The sequence below is a fragment of the Bilophila sp. 4_1_30 genome (assembly GCF_000224655.1).
Classification (GTDB): Bacteria; Desulfobacterota; Desulfovibrionia; order Desulfovibrionales; family Desulfovibrionaceae; genus Bilophila; species Bilophila wadsworthia.
In genome coordinates, this window is sequence record NZ_JH114233.1 from 170,970 (window position 1) to 191,453 (window position 20,484).

General features: G+C 58.3%; 8 protein-coding genes and 1 pseudogene. 4 read left to right on the top strand and 5 right to left on the bottom strand.

Translation table 11 applies throughout. The features are described 5' to 3' along the window. Positions 1-408, top strand: a 408-nt coding sequence (locus HMPREF0178_RS22060; RefSeq protein WP_039959056.1) for a hypothetical protein, incomplete at its 5' end; no start/stop codon positions are given. A gap of 317 nt (positions 409-725) precedes the next feature. Here the strand turns inward: HMPREF0178_RS22060 and HMPREF0178_RS12895 are convergent. The 3 genes from HMPREF0178_RS12895 to HMPREF0178_RS12905 all read right to left on the bottom strand — a co-directional run bounded on the left by HMPREF0178_RS12895 (position 726) and on the right by HMPREF0178_RS12905 (position 6,132). Next, the gene (locus tag HMPREF0178_RS12895; protein ID WP_009368484.1) at positions 726-3,116 is read right to left on the bottom strand and encodes a diguanylate cyclase domain-containing protein; all 2,391 of its coding nucleotides are present in this window, start codon (positions 3,114-3,116) and stop codon (positions 726-728) included. A 440-nt stretch (positions 3,117-3,556) separates the two neighbouring features. Next, the gene (locus tag HMPREF0178_RS12900; protein ID WP_009368485.1) at positions 3,557-4,537 is read right to left on the bottom strand and encodes a LysR substrate-binding domain-containing protein; all 981 of its coding nucleotides are present in this window, start codon (positions 4,535-4,537) and stop codon (positions 3,557-3,559) included. A 524-nt stretch (positions 4,538-5,061) separates the two neighbouring features. Continuing rightward, the gene (locus HMPREF0178_RS12905; protein WP_009368486.1) at positions 5,062-6,132 is read right to left on the bottom strand and encodes a YeiH family protein; all 1,071 of its coding nucleotides are present in this window, start codon (positions 6,130-6,132) and stop codon (positions 5,062-5,064) included. A gap of 1,093 nt (positions 6,133-7,225) precedes the next feature. On the opposite strand from HMPREF0178_RS12905, the gene HMPREF0178_RS12910 reads away from it, so the two are divergent. From HMPREF0178_RS12910 to HMPREF0178_RS12920, 3 genes are all read left to right on the top strand, one after another. Then, the gene (locus HMPREF0178_RS12910) at positions 7,226-7,942 is read left to right on the top strand and encodes an SDR family oxidoreductase (protein WP_009368489.1); all 717 of its coding nucleotides are present in this window, start codon (positions 7,226-7,228) and stop codon (positions 7,940-7,942) included. A gap of 447 nt (positions 7,943-8,389) precedes the next feature. After that, positions 8,390-9,043 carry an HAD family hydrolase gene (locus HMPREF0178_RS12915; RefSeq protein WP_039959187.1) on the top strand — a complete coding sequence of 218 codons (654 nt, stop codon included), beginning with the start codon at positions 8,390-8,392 and terminating at the stop codon, positions 9,041-9,043. A gap of 178 nt (positions 9,044-9,221) precedes the next feature. Continuing rightward, on the top strand, positions 9,222-9,671 hold the full coding sequence (locus HMPREF0178_RS12920; protein ID WP_009368491.1) for a TraR/DksA family transcriptional regulator: 450 nt from the start codon (positions 9,222-9,224) through the stop codon (positions 9,669-9,671). Positions 9,672-10,041: 370 nt separating this feature from the next. Here the strand turns inward: HMPREF0178_RS12920 and HMPREF0178_RS12925 are convergent, their stop codons facing one another. Both HMPREF0178_RS12925 and HMPREF0178_RS23050 read right to left on the bottom strand, forming a co-directional pair. Then, complete coding sequence (locus HMPREF0178_RS12925) at positions 10,042-19,566, bottom strand: VCBS domain-containing protein (protein WP_083832517.1); 9,525 nt, start codon at positions 19,564-19,566, stop codon at positions 10,042-10,044. A 5-nt stretch (positions 19,567-19,571) separates the two neighbouring features. Then, positions 19,572-20,324: pseudogene (locus tag HMPREF0178_RS23050) on the bottom strand (VCBS domain-containing protein); the annotation flags it as partial. Between the last annotated feature and the right edge of the window lie 160 nt (positions 20,325-20,484).

A 20,484-nucleotide genomic window follows, 5' to 3' on the forward strand; every position in this document is an offset into this window, starting at 1 on the left:
TCTCTCTCTCTCTCTCTCTCTCTCTCTCTCTCTCTCTCTCTCTCTCTCTCTCTCTCTCTCTGCGTTTTTTTCTTTAAGGGCTTTTTGGCTTTTTACTGTGGGAGAAAACATGCTCTTATTGAACTCCTTTGGAATACTGAACTCCTTATAGGGGGCTTCTGGCTATTGCTGCTCAAGGGTTTTGCGGTATCAGCGGTGGGCATTATGCCGTATTTCGGTGGGGGATTGACCGAGAAAAGGTGGGCATTTAACCGTATAGAAGAAACCGTTTTGCCGAAAGTGGGCATTATGACGAATAGAGAAAAATGGAATTTTCTCATTTTGGTTCAGCCCATTTTTTCTAGAGCAGAGAAACGGATTGTTAGTTTGGGGAGGATATTTGTATTTGGAAAAAATATGTTACTTTAGAGTAAAATATGAACGTCCTTTGCTGTACATCCTTCTACGCATTGGAGGTTGAACTGCTTTCAGGGCATAGTATAGGCCTCCCCCCGGAATAGGAGGCTTGCGCATCGTACATTGAAGGTCATTCCCCTAGGAGACGGACAGTAGACCCACTGGGGTAAAGAGAGGCGAAACGTTCAGAGGCGGAGGTTCCATTAATGCGGTCTAGAAAAGCACTTCTTTGTGATGTCGAGTTTCCAGAGATATCTCTCCGCAGGGAAGCTAAAAAAGGCGAGGAAGCGTATGTTTCCTCGCCTTGGTGTTTTTTCCGGCCCTGTCCGTTATTCGCCGTATACGGCATACCCGCCTTTACCACGGTGTTTTTTGAGATGATAAAGGGCTGCGTCGGCGTGGGAGAAGAGGGTGGGGTAGTCTTTACCGTGCCGAGGATAGAAACTGATACCCATACTGACCGAAATGCGGTAGCCATTGGGGTAGTCGATCTCGGCAAGACGGGCAGTGATCTGGCGGCAACGATTTCGGATGACACTCTCGTCCAGGGCGTCGCGGGCAAAGACAGCGAATTCGTCTCCGCCGATGCGTCCGGTGATGTCCGAGGAACGGAACCCGTCACGCACCGCTGAGGCGACGGTGAGGATTACCTCGTCCCCGAACAGGTGGCCGTACGTATCGTTCACATTTTTAAAGTCGTCGATGTCCACGATGATCAGGGCATGAGTGCCCTCGGAGAGCATATCCTCGGCAAGCTGCTTAAAAGTCATTTTATTGTAAAGGCCGGTGAGCATGTCCGTCTGTGCTTCTCGGCGCAGGCGGTCTTCTTCAAGCTTTTTTTCGTTGATGTTTGATAACCTGCCGATGAACTTGGTGGGCTTGCCGGCGTTATCGCGCAGGATTTTGAAACAGACTGTAAACCATTGGTATATGTTTTCCGCAGTCAACAACCGAGCGTCGAACCGCATAAAGTCGTCCTCCGAGCGCTCGGTGCTCTTCGTATTGGGGAGCAGATGAAGATCGTCAGGATGGACAACCTCCAGGAAGTGCTTGTCACGCAGGTAATGTTCAATGCTGCGCGGGCGGTTGAACAGTTTTTCAAAGTTCGACGAAAAGGTAAGGGTATCGGTGGCGATATCCTGTTCAAAGAGGATTTCTTCTGTGATTTCGGTGATGACGTTATACCGTTGCTGTTCCATTTCAAGAGCGCGGATGATATTCTTTTGCTGGGTGATATCTATAAAGACACCCTGAAAGAGAGGGTACCCCTCCCACTCGCCAACACGTTTGGCCCGCAGGTAGATCCATGACGTCCCGCCGTCCTTGCGCAGAATGCGGTATTCCGCCTTGAGGGAATCATTTTTCTGGGCGTGTTCGCGGAAGGTTTTGAGCATGGTCAACCCATCTTCAGGATGGACGACGTTGATCCCGCGGTTCCCAACATCGCGGGCGTAGCCTTCCCGTGTACGGCCTGAAAGGGCATAAAATCCGGCGTTCGCCCAGATGACGCGGAACGAGTCGTCGAGTGCGAAACGGGCCACGCCGCCGTCCACGCTGTCGATGAGCGCTTGCAGTTCCCGGTAGGTGCTGGTGGCCCGTGCACGGGCTTCTTCGGCCTCGCGGGTCTGACGGTTAGCTATTTCGAAGCTGTTCTTGAGTTTCCCGACCATCGTATTGAGAGCCGAAGCCAGTGCGCCGAGTTCATCGCTCCTGCGGATATTGAAGGTCTGGTCGAGATTGCCCTCCGCCACGCTTTCCGCAAAATGGACTCCCTTGCGCATGGCCGCGACCACGCGGCAGACGACAAGGAACATAAAGAACAGCGCAATGCACACGGCGGCAAGAGCCACGGCGGCCGTGCGGTCGCGCATGAGCTGGACGTCGGACATCATGAAATCGCGGGAGACGGTGGCTATGACGGTCCAGCCGTTGGGCAGCGTATTGAAGGTGCTGTAATAGGTCATGCCGTCGCGTTCGTTTTCGAAGGATCCGGATCCACCGTCGGATATGGCTTCGAGTATGGCCTGTTCGATCATGGCATTGCCGATCATTTTCTGCCTGTCGGGGTGGAGGATGATTTGCCCATTGGGATCGACGACATAGACGATCCCTTTCCCGTGCATGGTCACCGGATCGATGGTATGGGAAGCGATGTAGTCCATGTTGATGGCCCCGACGAGCACCCCCGAGACTTCGCCGTTCACAAAGACGGGTTCGCCGAGGAAAAAGGCGTAATACCCTTTGGTACGCGTGATGAGCGGTCCCTGCACGGAACTTTTGCCGAGCATGGCCTCACGGTAGTACTCCCTGTCGGAGCGATTCTGCCCTTCGCCCATGTTTTCCGTGGAGGCCTCGACCGTCCCCTGTTTGTTGAGAAAAATAAGGGAGTCCACGTAATTATAGATAGCGACGCTTTGGTTGATCTGCTCAAGGAAGATCTTTTGCTCCGGTGCGCTGCGGTCTGTTTTTTTTTGAGTGAGGAGCCATTCGGCGTATTGCTTGACGATCTGCCGCTGTGCGGAAAGACGCATGTAGTTGCGGGTGGATTCGAGCATGAACGCTATTTCACGGCTGACCGCTTCCACCACAGTGGCTTCGATGGTGACGATGTTGGATGAAACAATTTTTTTGGCGTTGTCGTAGGCGCTCCCGGCCACGAACGCCAAAGCGATGCTCATAATCAGGGCAATGGGAGCGAGCATCCGGGTTGTAAGCGACATGTGTATCCTTTCGGGGAATTCAAAAAAAGCATTCAGGGCACGAAAACTTTTTTGTGGTCTATCCCCCTATCGACAAGTGATTTTTAGAAACGTATCTTCTGTCAAGATAACGTCTGTCCATTGTTTTTGTCCAGATTTTCCTGTGCCCAATCCGGGTGTCTGCTCCATTTTAGTTGAAAATGGAAAAAACGTTAGCCTATTCGTATACAGCTCTGGCGCTCCGCCCCAGGCAGAGGAAATACCATAAAAATGGGCCTCATCCTGATGATGAAGCCCATTATGTTGCTAATCGGTAAAAAATAAAAAAGCAGTTTCGGTATAGCAGAAAAGAAAGCTGAGGGAATCCGGCGGCACATGGTATTTACGATTAAAGCAGGAAAATATTTCTTATATCACATTCATATACTGAATAAAACATACAGGGGGTGCCTGAAAAATCTTCACGCTTGAGCGTGTTGTGCCGCCTTTCGGGGTGCCGCCCTTTCTTTTTCATGTTCCGGAAGAGGCTCGCCGGTTTTCAGGACGAGATGGCACAGGCGTTCCTCTTCCTCAAGACAGGATTCCACTTCTTTGGAGAGCGCCTCCCTGAGGCTGGAAAAGGGGAGGGCCTTGTGCTCGACGCGATAGATGGTGCGGTCGAACTGGGCGTTGCTCACGCCGACGATGAACAGTTCACCGGCGCGGACTTCCCGCTGCACGATGCGCGGGGAGAGGCAGGAGAGCATACCCGGATTGTGGAGAACCTGCTTGATGGAGTCGTTGTGCTCGAATTCGAGAAGGATCTGTGGGCGCAGGCCGCGCGGGGTGAGCTGGCGCAGAAAGGTTTCCCGCGTTCCCGATCCCGGTTCGCGCAACAGCCAATGGCGGTCGAGCAGCGCTTCGATGGGATATGGCCCGGCCTCGGCCAATGCCTTGTCCGCAGTGACGATCACGAGGGATTCCTTGGCGAGGGGGGTGATTTCCACGGCGAGGTTGTGGACGTCCCCTTCCACGAACCCGACGTCAAGCAGGCCGTGTTCCACATGGCGCACGATATCCGCCGTATTCCCCGACTCACATTCGATTTCGACCTGATGGTGCCGCATCTTGAAATTGTACAGGACTTGCGGCAGCACGAAATCGGACAGCGTAGTGGACGCGCCGATGCGGATCTTGCCCGCCAGTTCGTCACTCGCCACCAGCGCGAGTACATTCTTGAGCTGGTTATACAGCGGGGCCAGCCGTTCTTCAAGCAGCCGCCCCTTGTCATTGAGCCGGATGCCCCGGCCCATGCGATCGAACAGCGAAACCCCCAGTTCAGCTTCGAAATCCCGGAGCGCGCTGGAGACCGCCGCTTGTGATATGAACAGTTTGGCCGCGGCGTCCCGCATGTTCGGCGTCCTCGCCAAGGCCAAAAAAATTTCCAGATACCGAAGCGTCATGAACCCCTCCTGTCTGCTGTCGGTTGTCTGCGGCAAACCGCAACGCCATTCTTCCGTGGTAACGGATTCGTTATGAGACGGCAACCGCATTGCAACGCAACATATGGAAGATGTTTCTTTTTTCCCATGCCTTTTTCGGCAGGGTTACGCTGTTGAGGAGTGTTTGGGCCTCTCCTTGAAAGAACCCCGTATATGCCCCCTCATGCTTCATTCAGGAACATGTTCATGCAACATCATTAAATCACATTTGTTTTTCGTCAAGCGGCGAGAGTGTGCCGTCGCATGTTGCCCGGACAACATTTGTTGCACGTTCTTTTGTGAACGCTGCCGGCGCCCCCCCTTCGTTTGATTCGGTCCCGTCCCGGTACGGAAATTCAGGCTCCGCGCGGCAAAGAAAAAAGACAGGAGGGGCATTCCTGTCTTTTATGGAAAACTCTTCGGGAAGAGGGGGCCGCAAAGGTTCTGAAAAGGGGATGGGAAAACGTTCCAATGAACGCTCCCCCAAAGCAGACTTTGCCGTTGCGCTAGAAGTTGAGGGAGAGGATGAACCGGGTCACAAAATAGCCGCCGCCGATGAGCCACAGGGCGAGCACGCCCGCGAGGAGGAAAGGCTTGGGGCCGACCATGCGGACCTTTTCGAGGCTGGTTTCCATGCCGAGGGCGCACATGGCCATGGTGAGCATGAAGATATCCAGCGAATTGATGACGCTGACGGCCTGCTTGGGGATGATGCCGAGCGAGTTGATGCCGATGCACGCGATGAACAGGACGGCGAACCACGGGAAACTGCTGAAATTGTAGGAGCCGTAGGAGGGCACGCGGCTTTCCTCTTCCGCCTTTTCGGGGAAGCGGTTCAGCCAGAAGCCGAGGCAGATGAGCAGGGGAGCGATCATGATCACGCGGAGCATCTTGACGATGACGGCGGTGTTGCCCGCATCAATGGAAATGGCCTGTCCGGCGGCTACGGCGTGCGCGACCTCATGCAGGGTTCCGCCAACGAACATGCCATAAGCCTTTTCGCTCATGTCGAGGAAACCGTGGCTGTACAGGAAGGGATAGACGAACATGGCGATGGTGCCGAAAACCACGACCGTGCCCACGGCGATGCTGCTTTCGTAGGATTCGCCCTTAACCACGGGTTCGGTGGCGAGTACGGCGGCGGCCCCGCAAACGGAGCTCCCGGCGGCGGTGAGCAGGGCAAGGCGGCGGGGCAGGCCGAAGACCTTGATCCCGAGCCAGGTTCCGCCGATAAACGTGCTTGTCAGCATGATGGAACTGATCGCCAGCCCGTTGAAACCGACGAGCAGGAGATCCTGAAAGGTGAGGCGGAAACCGTAGAGGACAATGGCGACGCGCAGCAATACTTTGGAAGAGAACAAGATGCCGGGCAACCAGTAGACCGGAAGATGCAGCCGGAGCGTATTGCCGTAAATCATGCCGAGCACGATGCCCACGATGAGCGGACTGATGCCCAAAAGAGAAATGTAATGCCACTGCGAAAGCTGATAGGCGGCGCTGGCGAACAAGATGACAAACAGGACGCCGTTCATGAGCTGCAGATGGTATCCGTTTCCAATGGCTTTTTCCGACTGCATGGGGGAACTCCTCGCGGTTTATGGATGAAGTGCGGACTTTGTATTGTCTGTCTAGCATCATCCCAATCCGGAAAACAAACGGATAAATCGTATCGGTTCAATAAACGAAACTGTTCAGTATCTCATCGAGAGCATTGGTTTATCTGTGATATACATCACAAAATGGGAAAAGAATTCCTGAGTCCCCGCCACACGAAACGGCATAAAAAAAGGCCGTCCTTTCGGACAGCCTTCTAGTGCCGCAGTAGCGTTTTTGTCGTTCGATACATTAGATCTCCTTAATGGTGCAGTAGACGCGGGTGATGCCTATGACCAGAACGATGAAGGGGAGCAGGGTAAAGAGGGACTGCATGTTCATGATAACTCCGGGTGTTAGTTGGTCTGGATGGCACGGGCGACGTTACACGCGAAGAAGAGGGTTGTAACAAGGAGGACGAAAAGAGACTGGTTGAACATGGGCGATTCCTTTAACGGTTAGTTGTCCCGCACGGAGCGAATGACGGAACAGGCAAGAATGACGGCCGTGACGAGAAGAACAAGGGCGGACTGAGCGATCATAATGGGCCTCCTGGGCGGATTGCGGTGTATTGTTGTCTTGCCTTACATATCGCGCATGGTTTTGTAGAGGCTGCATGAAAGCAATACAGCGACGGTGAGCATGACGATGGCTGACTGTGCGAACATAGCGGCGTTCCTTCTGTCTGGTTGATATTTTCTTTTACATTTCTTTTATGGCGTGAAGGAGACTGCAAGTAAGAATCAATGCGACGTTGAAAATAAGCAAGGAGGACTGGGCAAGCATGTCTGTTCTCCGTACTATTTGTTTGTGAAAGTTTTTACATTTCCTTCATGGCACAATAACCACGAACCAGACCGACGAGAAGGAAGGCGACCGTGAGGAGAATGAGCTTGGACTGCATATCCATGATGAACCTCCAAAGAAGAGTTGTTGTTCGTTGAATGTACGTTTACCACTCCCTGCTGTTCAGATACAAACGGATAAATCAGATTGGATTGACAATGAGAAGTTATCAATCCTCCATTTAAGCCGTATGTTTTTTAATATACTGTAATCATTGATATGTGAGGCCATATGCCGACGATACTCGTGTTGGGGGCGACCTCTGGCATAGCCCGTGCTACAGCCCGGGCGTTTGCGGGTTCCGGTTGGACATTGCAGCTTGCAGGAAGGGATATCCAGCGTCTTCAGGAAGTTGCGGATGACTGCGGTGGAGCGTCGGTCTTTCCGTTCGACGCGCTTGATCCGTCTTCGCGTTCCGCTTTGTGGGGGCTTTTGCCGTCCTGCCCGGATGCGGTGTTGTGCGCGGTGGGGTTGCTCGGGGATCAGGATTGCGCGTGCCGGGACCCCAAGGCGGCACTCCGGGTAATGGAGTGCAATTTCACTGGGTTGGTTCCCGTGCTTCTGCAGGCTGCGGAGGCTTTCGAAGCACGCGGGTCCGGCCTGATCATCGGGTTGAGCTCGGTGGCGGGGGATCGCGGGCGGGCTTCGAACTACGCCTACGGTTCGGCCAAGGCGGGCTTCACGGCGTTTCTTTCCGGCCTGCGGGCGCGGCTTTGGAATTCCGGGGTTCGCGTCCTGACGGTCAAACCGGGGTACGTCGCCACCGGAATGATTGCCGGGCGGTGTCTTCCCTCCTGCATCGTAGCTTCGCCCGAGCGCGTCGCCCGTGACATTCTCCGTGCCGTCCGCACAGGCCGGGACGTGCTTTATACTCCCGGCTGGTGGCGGCCCCTTCTCGCGTTGTACCGCGCCCTGCCGGAGTGTGTGGCGAAGCGTTTGAAGCTGTAGGAGAAGAGGGCAGGGCGGGTAGAGGAAATTGGAGGGAGGAGAAACCTTTCTACAGAAAGGTTTCTCCTCCCCCTCCCAAACCCACCCCTCCTCTTCCCAAGACTTTCGACCTTATCGAATCCCTCATCTCAAGCGGGGGAATGGGCTGCATTTTGGGGAGAGAAGCTTCTGATACGGCGCGGATTGCTCGGAACGATAATTATGTTTTTGTATTTCATAGTATTTATTGAAAATAAAGAACATTTTTGCAGGTAACCACCTGATGCAGGCAGAGGTGATCTGTTTCCTTCCAAACGAAGTGCGGAAGGAAACGGATCACACTTGCCGGGGTCCGGGGGGCGCTTGCCCCCCGGGCAGGGTCAAGGGGCGGCAGCCCTTGCCGCCGGAGGCATCATCCCTGCCCTGACCAAGGTTGCGCAAAGGCCTGGGGGGACGTACAAGCGAGCCATGCAATACAAAACAATACTCTTTGATCTGGACGGGACGCTGACGGACTCGGAGCCGGGGATCGTCAATTCGGTGCGGTATGCGCTGCGGAGTTTCGGGATGGAAGCGGAACCGGCGACGCTGCGGTCGTTCATCGGGCCGCCGCTGTACGACTCGTTCCGGGGCACGATGGGAATGAGCGACGCGGATGCGAAACGCGCCGTGGACACCTACCGCGTGTATTTCCGCGATAAGGGGATTTTCGAGAACGCTCCGTATCCGGGGGTGCCTGAAATGCTTGAAGTCTTGCGCGCTGCGGGCGGGCAGCTCATCGTGGCGACCTCGAAACCGGAGGTATTCGCCAAGCGCATCGCGGAGCATTTCGGGTTTGCGGGGTCGCTGGAGGGTGTATACGGCGCGGATATGGAGGGGAAACGTTCCTCTAAAATCGACGTGATCCGCTATGCCATGCGGGAGCGGGGCATAACCCCGTCGAGTGCGGTCATGGTGGGCGATCGAAAGTATGACATCACGGGTGCGCGTGAGGCCGGGCTTGCGGACATAGGTGTGCTGTACGGCTACGGATCACGGGAGGAACTCGTGGAGGCCGGTGCCACGCGGCTGGCGGCAAGCGTTGCGGATCTGCGGGAAATGCTGACTTCTTCGGACGGTTGAGGGCCTTGTGGCCGTTTTGCGCGATGCCTATGCGCAGAGCGCAGGACAGGAACATTCCGCCATCCGTTCCAAAAGTTTTCATGTGTTGCACAAAAAAGCCATAGGGGCGTCATGAAGCCGTCGCGTTGTGGGGGATACATCCGAATCCACGGAACAACCCCCGCAAGTGAGGAACGGTATGAACACCTCTCAATTGGCTGCATTGCGATGGATGATGGAACGGGAACTTTCGGCGTTGCGGTCGCCCCGGATGTCTCCGGAGATTTCTCTCAAATGTCCCGATGAAAACGAATTGGCCTCGCGTCTGAGCGAGCGTGCGGTGGATGAGCGGCTGACCGCCCGGCGCGTCGAGCGTATCCGGGATCTGGAGAACGCCCTGCGGCGTATCGAGGTCATGGATTACGGTGTCTGTGAGGCGTGTGGGGAGCCCATACCGCTCCTGCGGCTCTTGGCGTCGCCTTCGGTACGGTACTGCGTGGCTTGCCAGCAGGAACTCGAAGAAGAGGAGCGGACCGTGGTCGTCACCGGATCATTTGAAGCTCCGCGTCCCCGGCGCACAACGCCGTCGCGTCCCGTCACCCCGCCTATGCCCTTTTTTCTGCCCCGACGCAGACAGGCAATCCATTGATTCGATTGGGATCAATGGCTTTTTTTAAAGAAGTCTAGGCGAAGAGCGTGGGCTGCGGCTTCACTCGGGGCCGTGGATATGCCCATCCTCCGTGGGCAGGGAAGGGGGAGAGCGCCAAGTGGCGATTGCCCCGTGTGCATAGAGGGAGTGGGCTGGCCAGACTCTCGCGGCTTCCCCAAACGGATTGTTGCCGATAGGGCGGGATGCGATTTCCCCGCTTTTTGTTGCTGTGAAGGTTGGGTAAAGCGGGTCGGCGATGTTTGAGAAAAGGGTCCCGTCCCGGCAAAAGCGCCGGGACGGGACCCTTTGTTTCAGGATTGATGGATAAGGTGTTTGGTGCAGCTGGAAGGCTTCCGGCTGCGTTTCAGGATCAGCCTTGTCCGTGGTTCAGCGTGTTCTGGACGATCTGCTGCGCCAGGTCGTCAGTGGCCGGCGTACCGGACTGCACGAGGATCGTAATGTCTCCGTGGTCGCTGTGATGGGTGAACTCGGCGTAATTGCCGAGGCTGATTCCGTGTTCCTCTCCTCCGGTAGCCGTCGGTGTCCAATCCCCGGAGAGGTGGAGCTTATCGCCCTCTATGGAGATGCCGATGCTCTTCAGATCATCCAGATTCGTAAGGCTCAGGCTGTCCGGCTTGGACGTGATGAGCACTTCGATATCGCTCTGGATGGGATTGTTGTCCTGGTTGGCGAACAGGCTGTCCAGCGTGTCCCTGTCGGCTCCGACGAGGAAGTCGATGCCTTCACCGCCGCTGGCATGGGCCATGCCCTGGTTGTAGACGAGGATATCGTTTCCGGCTCCGCCGTAGAGCGAGTTGTGGCCCGTCCCGCCGTCGAGGTAATCGTTGCCCGCGCCGCCGTACAGGATGTCGTCGCCCGTGCCGCCGAAGATCTGATCGTCCCCTTCGCCGCCGAATAGCCAATCGTTGCCCGCGCCGCCGTGGATGACGTCGTCGCCGCCTTCGCCGAAGATCACCTGTGAATGCGCCGCTGTCTGGTCGCCGAGCGTATCGGCTCCGGCGTGGCCGAGCTGCGTGTGCAGATCCGTCAGGTTGATTTCCAGCGAGCCGTTGGAATGCCCCTCATGGCCGCTTACGGTATATCCGAAGGATTCCTTCAGGTCGGAACCGTCGGCTTGTGCCTGCGCCAGCTTGTGGAGGCCGTCCTCCGAGGTGTCCAGAGCGTAGGTGTACTGTCCGGTTTCCGCATCGAAATGCAGGCTCCCGAATTCTCCCTGGATGTTGCCGTCCACGGCCTTGTCGAAGGCGTAGGCGAGCTGGTGCCCGTCCGCATCCATTCCGGGCAGATGATCGCTGTGGGCCATGCCCGGCGTCAGGTTGCCCAGATCCATGTCCGCAGGGGGAGTACCCGTGCCCATGAAGCTCACAGACAGGGAATCTTCGCCTGCCGGGGTCATCGCCGTGGCGTGGCCGTCATTGACGATGATCTGGAAGTCATGCGTCACGAGGCTTCCCAGAGCGGCCCCGGCTATGGCCTCTGGGCTGGCGGTGAAGGCGTAGTGCCAGTTGCCGCCGTCGCCTTGCGTCAGCTCGAACGTACCCAGGCCGTCGATGGTGACGGTGCCGTGCGTGCCGGTGGAATCCAGCGTTACGCCGTGTGCCTTGCCGTCGACGCTGATGGCGAAGGAATGCGTATCGTAGAAGGAACCATCGGCCTTTACATCGGCATCGGTGAAGATGAAGGACCCCGTGGTGCCGTTGTCGGTGTGCGACTCCGTAATCACCGGGGCGTCGTTGGTGCCGGTGAGATTGACGGTGATGGTCTGGGTGGCCTTCCCGCCGTTGCCGTCGTCCACGGTGACCGTGAACGTTTCTGCGTACTTGTCTCCCTCTCCGAGCGCGTCGCTGGTCAGGGTGTACTTGTAGTTGCCGTGTTCATCGATGGTCAGCGTACCGTACTTGCCTTCGGCTGATGCACCGTTTTCCGTCTCGGCGGCTCCGGCGGGCCTGACCGAGAAGGTATGCGTGTCATAGAAGGTTCCGTCGGCCTTCTTGTCCGCATCGTTGAACGTGATGGTACCGGTTATTTCGGCCTGCCCGCTGGCCAGTTCCGTCAGGTTGAGCACAGGGGTAGGGCTGGTGATCACAGGGGCGTCGTTGGTGCCCTGAATCTGGATCTGCAGGTCGGAAGGCGTCGTGGTCTGCGCTCCGTAGGTGTCGACGGCGACGACGTTGAAGTGCTCGGCGGCCATTTCGCCAGCGCCAAGATGCTGCGCCTGCCCGTTGTTGAACGTGTAGGTGTAGTTGCCGTCCTTATCGATACTGATGGTGCCGTACTTGCCGGTGAGCGAGTCGACAAGCTCGCCCTTGTCGTTCACGAACTTGAAGGCAACGACGTGGTCGCCTTCGTCGTATTCGCGGGCCGTCACCTGTCCGGTCACCTTGGAGACGCCGCCGTCTTCAAGCAGCGGAGCCGGGTTGGCGATGATGACGCCGTGCTCGCCGCTCGTGATGACGGGGGCGGTGTTGGTGCCTTCGATATTGACGACGAGTTCCTTTGTATCTGACAGTCCTGACGTGTCAGTGACGGTCACCTTGATGGAAGTCTCGTACAAACGGCCCGCCGCCATCTTGAGCACGGTTTCGGACGTGTTGTCGAGCGTGAACGTGTATGCACCTGTATTGGGATCGATGGTGAACGTACCGTATTCGTTGGTTATTTCAGTAATGGGCTTGCCGTCGGCATCCTTACCGAAGGAGTAGGTCAGGTGCCCCTGATCCGCAATATCCTTGTCGAAGCCCACGGCGGTGTCACCAACGGCGTCAGCGTCGCCTTCGCGCACGGAGAGGACCTTGCCGAGGGTGAGCTCGGGTGCGTCGTTGGTGCCCTTGACGTTGACCGTAACATCAACGGTCGTCGTTTCCCCGTGCTTATCCGTCACAGTGATCGTGAAAGTCTCCTTAATGCTGCTCTTGGCGTCGAGGCCTTGCACTTCCGGGTCGGCATTGTTCAGGGTATAGATATACTTTCCGGTAGCCGGATCGATGTGCAGCGTACCGTACTCGCCTTCCACGACCGTTCCCTTGCCGTTGATGGAAAAGTGCAGGTTGTTCAGCCCTTCGTCATCCTTGATGATATCGTTCAGGTTGCCTTCCTGCGAGACGGTCACGTCCTCCACAACGTTCAGGACGTGCTCGCCCGGAACCACTTCGGGGCCGTGGTTGGTGCCGTTGATGGTGACGGTAATTTCCTGCTCGACCTCCTCGCCGTGTTCATCACGCACATAGATGATGAACGAATCGGGAAGCGACTCGCCCTTCGGCAGATGGTCGGGCAGCGCGGTCGTTCCCTTGCCGGTCGTATAGGTGTAGGTGCAGTTGCCGTCCTTATCGAAGGTCAGCGTGACAGTGCCGTACTTGGTCTGCAGCGTGCTGGTTTCGTTGCCGTCCGCGTCGCGGAAGTAGTACTTGAGCGTCTCGGTTTCAGTTCCCGATCCAAACGAGCCGTCCTTGCCCTTGAGACTGTCGATGTCATGCGCCTTCAGGGTTTCTGAGGTCGTCAGATTGCCCAGCCCATCGGCGCCTTCCTGAATGGTCATATTTTGGTAGCTGTCGATGACCGGTGCGTCGTTGGTGCCGTGGATGGTGATGGTGATCTTGGAACCCGTCTCCTTGCCGTTGAGCATGACGTCGAAGTCTTCCTTCTCCGTCTGTCCTTCGGCGAGGTCTTGCACCTTGCCCGGCTTGCCGTTTTCGCCGTTGTACAGGGTATAGGTGTACTTCCCGGTAACGGGATCGACGACGAGGTAGCCGTACTTGCCTTCCGCGGTTATGAAACCGTCGGCGGCGCTGCTCTGGATCTGCTTTCCGGTTCCGTGCCCAAACTCATCCTTTTCTTCGATGCCGAAGACGCGGTCGGGAGGCGTTCCGGTGTGGCCTTCGCCGTCCCACTTGGCATGGAGCTGGCCTTCGAAGACCAGGCCTTCCGTGACGTCAGGCGTTTGCGGCAGATCCCTGCCGTCCTCGACCACCGCGCCGTTGAGATCGCTCTTGTCGGCGTCGATGATGAGGCCCGCTCCCCCGTCCCATCCACCCTCGTTGTCGGGCTTATGGATGTTGATGGTGAGATCCTTCTGCTCCTCGGAAATCTTGCCGTGGGGGTCGACCACCACGACCTTCACTTGGTCTTTCAGGAACCCGCCGTCGGGGAGGTCTTTCAGGGCTTCGTCGAGCTTCGTGCTCTCGTTGTCCAGCGTGTACTTGTAATGCGTGATGATCGAACCGTCCGTCGCCGTCTCGTAGGTGAGGACGATGGTGCCGTATTCGGTCTTGAGTTCCGTGACGGGCTTCCCGTCCTTGCCGACCAGCATGAAACGGAGCTGGCCGTCCGGATCGTCCACGTCGGTCGCGCCGGAGAGGGTCCCCGTGAAGACCACGCCGGGGACGCCGCCGTCGCTTCCGTCGGGATCGACGAAGGCGTCCTGCTTCACGTCGCCCTCAAGGCCGGTAACCGTATCCGTAAAGGTCGGGGCGTCGTTGGTGCCCCTGATGGTGATGGTGATGTCCTTCTCGACGATCTTGCCGCCTTCGATCTCCACCTGCACCTTGAAGGTTTCGGTCTTGACGTCGCCATCGTTCATGGACTGGACGAGCTTCGAGCCGTTTTCGGTCAGCGTATAGGTATACTTGCCCGTTTCCGGATCGATGTTCAGCGTGCCGAGCGGCTTGCCGTCCGCGCCATCTGCGAAGCCGATTTGCCCCTTGTTCGTCCACGTCAGGCTGCCGCCGATATCCTCGGCATCGACCCTGCCGCCCAGCGTCAACTGTCCGGTGATGGAGGGATCATGGCTGTGATCGCCTTCCGAAGGCGTTACGATCGCTCCGTTATCCTCAGATATCACCGTGTTGTCGAAGCTGATGGTCGGCATGTCCGCCGTTCCGGTAACGTCGATGACCAGCTTGCCGGAGCTGTGGGCCCCGAGCGGGTCGGTGACGCGGACGACGAATTCTTCTTGCGCAAGAGCGGATTCGCTGAGCTTCTGGCCTTCATTCAGGGCCTTCAGCAGCTCGGGCTTGGTGATCTCATAGGTGTAGCTGCCATCCTGATTGAGCTTGAGGATGCCGTACTTGCCTTCGATGATCTGCACCAGCTTGCCGCCGCTCTCGATGCTGTAGCTGAGGTTGCCCGCCGCGTCGCCGTGGCTCTTGTCGGGGTCGTGGGCGCTCAGGTTGCCCGAAAGGGTGTGGTTGCCGTCTTCCTGCAACACGCCTTCACTGGTCTGGTCGGAAGTGATCTTCGTGAAGGTCTTCCCGTTCGCGTCGGTGACGACTTCGGCGATGACGTTCCCGTTTTCGTCGGTGAAGACGGGCCGGTCATTGGTGCCCTTCACGTAGACGTCCACGTCCTGCGTGGGGATGAGGTTCGAGTTGCCGGCATTGATGTTGAACGAGCCGTCCGGGTTGGCACCGCCGTTCACGAGGGATTCGTGGGCGGAATCGTAGACGCCGACCTTGAGGTTATCGAACAGCTTTTCACGCTGGCCCGCGTCGAGGGCATCGAGGTTCGCGGCTTCCTGCGTGCCCGGTTCCGGCAGGATGAAGGAATAGACGACCTTGGACACGCCGTTCTCGGTGACGACTTCGGCGTGCAGGGTCCCGTAGTCGGTGTGCAGGTCGCCCGCGTAGAACTTGCCGCCCACGACGAACCCGGCGATCAGATGCCCCGCGCCCTCTCCTGTGTCGACCTGCTTGACCTCGAAGGAGCCAAGCGCGTGCCCGCCGCTGTTGAAGTGGCCGTCCACGAGCTGGCCGTTGACGTGGATGGAGCCGTCCACATCCGTATTGGTGTTGGGCACGACGCCCGCCTCTGTGATTTCGGCCATGATCGCGTTGGGGAGCTTGCCCACGAGGATCGGGGCGTCAGCGCCGCCCGTCACGTTGATGGTGACGTGCTGCTGTGACCACGCGCCCTTTTCGTCGCGCACGAAGATGGTGAATTCATCCGTGTACTTCTCGCCGTAGACCAGATTTTCGTTCGGCGTGTACGTATACTTGCCGGTGGCCGAGTCGATGGTGAACACGCCGTGCTCGGTTTCGATCCGGGTATGCGCGTTGCCCATGCCCTTGTCGCCGTCAAAGGCCGCCTTCAGGTCATTGATGTCGGCACTGTCCGCATCGCCGATATGGCCTCCGGCGATGCCGTAGGTCAGCCTGGAACCGAAGTCCACATCCGTTCCCTTGGCATTGGCCGAGAAGGACTTGTCGTCTTCGGTCATGGTGATTGTGGCGTGGGTCGTCGCGTTTCCGTCGGGCGTCGTACCCGTGGAGATAACGAGGCGGTGATCATCGCCGCCGAGCAGTTCCAGTTCGGGCCGGTCGTTGGTGCCCTTGATGGTGACGCCGAATGAACCGTTGAAAACGCCGCCGTGCGGGTCGGTGACGGAGAAGTTGATGGTCCGGCTGGAGGAGTAGTCCGCGCCGAACATGTTCACGATCATGCTGCCCGCCGAGCCGTCCGGGGGCAGGGTAAAGGAGTATGAACCGTCCGGGTTGACGGTCAGGGTGCCGAGCGCCACCTGAGGGAGAATGGAAGCCGCCTTGCCGTAAGTGAGAGCCTCATTCTCTCCCAGCAGCCCTTCGGCTCGAAGCTGCGCTTCGAGCTTGTCGAAGGCGTCCTTCGGGAAGTTGGAGTTGAAGAGAGTGCCTATGACGTTGTTGAAGTCTCCGCCATTGCTCAGCAGGTGAGTCATGGTCCACGTGCCGTCGGCATTGTGGATCGGCGTGCCGCAATTGCCCGAGCCCCGCAAGCTGATCTTGAACTGATCCTCTCCGGTTCCGAACCCCTTGCTGATGTCGTCGTCCACGTCCTTGAGGTCCGTTATATTCAGCGTACCTGATGTGATCCGATGCTCGCCGGCGCCGAGGGCGCCGTCCGTATCGGCCGTGGTCGCGGTGTTGCCGTCATGGACGCCGGCCTCCTTGACGGTGATGCCCTGCATCGTGGCGGAAGGCCGGTCGTTGGAGCCGTTGATCACGACGGTGACGTCATGCGTGCTCGAAGCCGTTTCGCCGTGGGAATCCTTCACGCTGATGGAGAAGCCGAGTTCCACCTTGTCGCCGAGCTGGAGCTGATCGGTGGCGTTGCCGGTGGATTCGGTCTTCGTGAACGTGTACTCGCCGGTCTTGGTGTCCAGATGGAACGTGCCGTAGTCGGTTACGATGGTTCCGTCCGGCTTGACGGAGGTAACGGTGATCTCGGTCTTCGTACCGTCGGCGAGCGTCAGATGACCGAGCACGTCGCCCTTCCCGAACGTAACGGGGTTGTGAGCCTTGTCGGAGAAGTAATACGTCAGCTTGCCCTGATCGCTGGTGTCCACGTCGGTGGCGCCCACCGAACCCTTGCTCACGTCATGGGTGGTGTCGACGGCGGTGTTGTCCGCCTTGAAACCGAATTCCGTCACCGTGAGCGTATTCTCGGTCTTGGCGATGACGGGCGCATCGTTGGAGCCGTTGACGGTGATGGTGATGGTCTGTTCAGACCATGCGCCGTGCTCGTCGCGCACGTAGATGGTGAAGGTATCGTAACCCTGTTCCGGCTTGCCGTCGGGCTTGAGGCCCAGCTTGTCCGCAGCGCCGCCCTTGGTGGTGTCCAGCGTGTAGGTGTACTCGCCGGTGCTCGGATCAATAGTCAGGGAGCCGTACGTGCCCGTGGCCGAATGATGTCCGCCGCCCATGCCGGGGGTGTTACCGTCCGCGCCGAACGCGGTGTCCCGGTTGCCTGCGCTGGTGCTCACGCCGAATTCGAGCGTGGGGTTGGAGTCGGGGTCAGCACCCTTGAAGGTACCGGTGACGGTGAGGTCTTCAGCGACTTCATTATGGTCCTTGTCGTAGCCGGGATCACTGACCGTCATGTCGGCGGGGTTGGTCAGAGTCAGGGTAGGCCGGTCATTGGTGCCCACGATGTTGATCGTGATGTCCACGGAGGCCGTGCCGCCGTGCCCGTCACTCACGGTGATGGTGAAGATTTCCTTCTCTGTCTGGCCCTGCGAGAGGGACTGCGTCCTGTCTTCGTCGATCGTGTAGGTATAGGTCCCGTCCTTGTGCAGGATGATGGAACCGAACTCCGTTTCCAGCGTAATGTTGCCGTTGGCGTCCGTCTTGGGATCGCCGATGAGGATCGTACCGGAACCTTCCTTCGCCCCGATGTTGAGGGTCAGGGTGTCGGTGGTGTCGGTATCCTTGACGTGGACCTGACCGGAAATTTCATTCCGGGAGAGGCTGGTATCCGCGTCGGTCAGCTCGCGGGAATCGTCGGAGGGATCCGGGGTCTTCGCCGTGTCGGTGGTGGTGCCGTGATCCGTCGAGGTGTCCACGACGCCCGCTTCCTTGACCCAGTGCTCGGCGTCGTCAGCCGTAATCGTCGGCGTGTCGTTGGAACCGGTGACCGTGATGGAAAGGGGCTTCGCCGTCCACGCGCCGTGCTCGTCACGCACGTAGATGGTGAACTCGTCGGTTCCGGCCTGCGGGTTGCCGTCGGCGTCGAGGCCGAGACGGTCGGCGTTTTCGTTGGTCTTGTAGGTGTAGGTATTGCTCTCCGGATCGATGGTCAGCGTGCCGTACCTGCCTTCAATCACGATCTTGCCGCCGACTTGGTGGAGCGGTTCGCCCATGCCGGGCTTGCCGTCGGAACCGGAACCGAAGGCGAGGTTCCGGCCCGCTTCGGACTCCACGTCCTGCTTGCCGAGCGCCACGCCGTAGCGCAGGTTGGCGCCGCGATCTTCGTCGCTGGACTTGAGCGTCCCGGAAACGGTGGTGTCGTTGGCGACGTCGGCCTTTTCGGTGATGTCGAACTTGACTTCGCCGGTCTTATCGTCGGTCACGACCGTGACGTTGTCGCCGTGGGTGGGCTCAACCAGATCGAGCGTGGGCCGATCGTTGGTGCCCTTGATCTTCACGGCCAGCATGTGTTCGGCTGTTCCGCCGTTCCCGTCGTCGACGGTGGTGCGGAAGTTGAAGTTCAGCTCTTCGCCCTGCGCCAGCTTGTCGGCGTCGGACCCGCTGATGTCGAAGGTAAACTTGCCGGTCTGCGTGTCGAGGGTGAGCGTGCCGTAGTTGGTCTCAATGATCTGGATATGCGGATTGCTCGGATCAAACGTGGAGGAGACGACCCTGACTTCCACGGTATCGGGAGCGTCGGGGGCACTGCCCTTGATCGCCACATTCAGGCTGTCGGCGGAGCCGCTGCCTGTGGTCAGCCCGTTGATGCCATAGGTGAGCTTGTCGTGAACGTCCAGGTCACCCGCATTCAGGGACAGATCGCCTTCAATGGAGAGCTTGTGCTCGCCGGCGCCTATCCATGTGCCGCCGACCTTTTCAGTCGTAGAGGTATTGGCATCGTCCTTAATCCAATCTTCGGGCCTGTCATAGACCCCCTGTTCCTTCAGTTCGATGGAAGTCTGCTTGATCCACGGCACATCGTTGGTGCCGTGCAGGGTAACGGTGATCTCCTTCGTGGAGGTCGCGCCGTGCTCGTCGGTGACGGTCACTTCGAAGGCTTCGATCTTGGTTTCGTCCTTGCCGAGTCCCTTGATCGCGTCGGGGTTGGCTTCATAGGTCCACTGTCCTGTGGCGGGATCGAGGGTCAGCGTGCCGTAGTCCGTGGTGAACGTGGCGTTCGTGTTGCCGTCGGTCCCGTGTGCGCCGTCAGTGCCCGTGCCGGAGGTGTCATGAACGTTGCCGTCGGCGTCCGTGGTCTTGCCTCCAGCGATATGGAAGGTCTGATCCGTCCCGGCGTCGCGGTCGTTGTCGTGACCGTGAAGGTGCCGTCGATGGACAGATCGCCGCCCTGGGTGATGTTCCAGTCGCTGCCCGTGATGTCGAGGGTGGGGATGTCGTTGGTGCCGTGGATGGCCACGGTGACGGTCTTCGCCGTCCATGCATTGTGCTCGTCGCGCACGTAGATGGTGAAGGTTTCGTAAATGGTGTCGCCTTCGGCGAGCTGATCAAGGGAGGTGTAGGTCTTGCCGTCGAGCTCGAAGCTGACGTTTTCGCCTTCGCCCTTCATGGCGTAGGTGTAGGAGCCATTGGAGTTGATCGTCAGGCTGCCGTACTGGCCGCCCGCAACCACGGAAGAGGCCGCGCCACCCGTGGCGGTGGAGTCGGCCGTGTTGAATACGGAAGGATCGAACGTCTTGGTGTTCTCGCCCGCGGCAGCGCCGAAATACAGGATATGCCCAGCGTCGACGTCATTGCCGCTGGCGGTTCCGGTGTCGGTGGTATGGCCCGTGAAGGAGGTGTTTTCCTTGCCGGGATCAGTGGTGGGGGTATTGGCGTCTTCACGGCCCACGCCGTCCTCGACCACATGGAGGTTGCCGTCGCCGCCGAGCAGATCGTTGAGATTGTCGTTGGACAGATCAAGCGTGGGGACGTCGTTGGTGCCGTTGATGGTGACGGTGATGGTCTGGGGCTCGCTCCGGCCGGTCTGGGCGTCGGTGACGTAGACGGTGAAGGTTTCGGTCACGGTCTGGCCGAGGGCGAGGTTGTTGACGGCATTGCCGTCCGCACCTGCTTCGCCGGGGTTCTTGTTGTTGAGCGTGTACTCGTAGGAGCCGTCCGCGTGGAAGGTCAGGGTGCCGTAGGCGGAGGTGTAGGTATAGACGACGTCCCCGGTGCCGGGGTTTCCGGTTCCGGTCACAGTGGTGGAGGCGCCACCGTCGGTCAGGCTCGATCCGGCGTGCTCGACGTGGAAGTTGAGCTTGTTGACATCGTGATCCGTGGAACCCGCCCCGTTTTCCTTGTCGGCATCGGAAGCGAAGATCTTGCCGGAAAGGGTTCCGGTCTGATGCTGGCCTTCG

Excerpts from the sequence above, each read along its gene's own strand:
- HMPREF0178_RS12915 (WP_039959187.1), top strand. The coding sequence starts at position 8,390 with ATGCAATACAAAACAATACTCTTTGATCTGGACGGGACGCTGACGGAC.
- HMPREF0178_RS12925 (WP_083832517.1), bottom strand. The coding sequence starts at position 19,566 with ATGGACGGCGAAGACCGTCACCGTGGCCATCCACGGCACCAACGACAT.
- HMPREF0178_RS12895 (WP_009368484.1), bottom strand. The coding sequence starts at position 3,116 with ATGTCGCTTACAACCCGGATGCTCGCTCCCATTGCCCTGATTATGAGC.
- HMPREF0178_RS12905 (WP_009368486.1), bottom strand. The coding sequence starts at position 6,132 with ATGCAGTCGGAAAAAGCCATTGGAAACGGATACCATCTGCAGCTCATG.
- HMPREF0178_RS12910 (WP_009368489.1), top strand. The coding sequence starts at position 7,226 with ATGCCGACGATACTCGTGTTGGGGGCGACCTCTGGCATAGCCCGTGCT.
- HMPREF0178_RS12900 (WP_009368485.1), bottom strand. The coding sequence starts at position 4,537 with ATGACGCTTCGGTATCTGGAAATTTTTTTGGCCTTGGCGAGGACGCCG.
- HMPREF0178_RS12920 (WP_009368491.1), top strand. The coding sequence starts at position 9,222 with ATGAACACCTCTCAATTGGCTGCATTGCGATGGATGATGGAACGGGAA.